Consider the following 1,325-nt stretch of genomic DNA (forward strand, 5'->3'; position numbering starts at 1 on the left):
AGCTCGTACAACAGGTACAGGGCGAGCTGCAGGTCCTCACCCCACGGATCCGCCTTCAGTACCGCTCCCGGGGCGTAGTCCGGCGGGAGGCCGTGGCGCAGGGCGCTCGTCACCGCCTCGGAGAGTTCGCCGCGGCCGGCTACCAGGCGGGGGCCGGGAGCGGTCGCCTGGCGCGTCGCCGTCTGGGTCACCGTCGTACGGGGGCTGGGGCTGATCGGGGTCATGTCGGGTCCTGCTTCCTGTCCTCGGTCGGCACGCGCCGGTCGGCGCACCTCGGCCGGCGCGTCCGTCGGCGCGCCGGAGCGCTCGCGACACGGCCGTGCACGGCCGTGGGCGACAAGGGGCGACTGCCCTCGGCGGGGCACACCATCCGGAATTCCGCCGATCTTCAGAGGATCGGCCGCACACAGGACCCGATCGGCCCCGTTCCCCCACGTCAGCCGGGAGGCAACGCCGTGTGGTCCGGGTGGTGCGGGGTGCGGCGCCGCGCCTTGAGGCCGGCTTCGAAGAGGTGGTCCCTGCCGTCGGCGAGTTCGTCGAGGACGTCGCGTTCGATGGCGGCGAAGGGCCGGTAGTAGCCGGCGTTGTAGGCCTCGATCACCTGGAAGGTCCAGTGTCCCGGGATGACGTTCCGGCCGACGAGTTCGCGTTCGACGCGGTCGGCCTGCTCGGCGTGGCCCGCCTCGCGCAGCAGCCGGACCGCGTCGCCGAGTTCGAAGTCCGCCGTCCCGGTCAGCTGGTGGAACCCGTAGAGGTGGCCGCGGGCCCGCTCCGTGGTCTCCAGCGCCTTCGATAGCGCCCCCAGTGCGCGCACCGTCTTCTCATCGACCCCGTCGGGCACCTCGTGCGCCGGGTCCGTCCCGCGATTGCTGTCCATGGAGGTTCTCTGCCCGCAAGCGGGCCCGCCGAGCGGTCGGTTGGGCCATGCGGCGTACGGCGAACGCCCCGACGGGCCGGCGGTGCGGAAATCAAAGGAGAATCGCGTGCATGCCCCCGGTCCTGCCGGGCAGAAGGCGCTTCGGAGGTTGATAACTATGGTTCCCCTGCTTCTCGTTCTTCTGCTGGCCCTGATCCTCTTCGGCGCGGGTTTCGCGGTGAAGATTCTCTGGTGGGTGGCTATCGCAGTCCTGATCCTGTGGCTGATCGGTTTTGTCGCCCGTCCGAAGAACAGCAGCGGCCGCTGGTACCGCTGGTAGCCGTACGACGACATCGCAGTTCGGACACTGCATGGCGCCGGGGGCCCCCCCACCAAAACGGGGTGGTCGGCGCCCCGTAAGAGATGTGGCTCTCAAACCAAAAAACACAAACAAGGAGAAGCGGCGTAT

General features: G+C 69.7%; 2 protein-coding genes and 1 pseudogene. 1 reads left to right on the forward strand and 2 read right to left on the reverse strand.

The window, feature by feature from the left end; genetic code table 11:
• Nucleotides 1–224: pseudogene (locus ACFWW8_RS38605) on the reverse strand (iron-containing redox enzyme family protein); the annotation flags it as partial.
• Between the two features lie 212 nt (nucleotides 225–436).
• Entirely contained in the window at nucleotides 437–877 is a 441-nt protein-coding gene (locus tag ACFWW8_RS38610; protein ID WP_386537619.1) for a hypothetical protein, read from the reverse strand.
• Nucleotides 878–1,034: 157 nt separating this feature from the next.
• On the opposite strand from ACFWW8_RS38610, the gene ACFWW8_RS38615 reads away from it, so the two are divergent.
• Nucleotides 1,035–1,196 (forward strand): hydrophobic protein, encoded by a 162-nt coding sequence (locus ACFWW8_RS38615; protein WP_386537621.1) that lies wholly within the window; start codon nucleotides 1,035–1,037, stop codon nucleotides 1,194–1,196.
• The last annotated feature ends 129 nt before the right edge of the window (nucleotides 1,197–1,325 follow it).

The sequence above is a fragment of the Streptomyces sp. NPDC058701 genome, from assembly GCF_042715295.1.
GTDB lineage: Bacteria > Actinomycetota > Actinomycetes > Streptomycetales > Streptomycetaceae > Streptomyces.

Excerpts from the sequence above, each read along its gene's own strand:
- ACFWW8_RS38610 (WP_386537619.1), bottom strand. The coding sequence starts at position 877 with ATGGACAGCAATCGCGGGACGGACCCGGCGCACGAGGTGCCCGACGGG.
- ACFWW8_RS38615 (WP_386537621.1), top strand. The coding sequence starts at position 1,035 with ATGGTTCCCCTGCTTCTCGTTCTTCTGCTGGCCCTGATCCTCTTCGGC.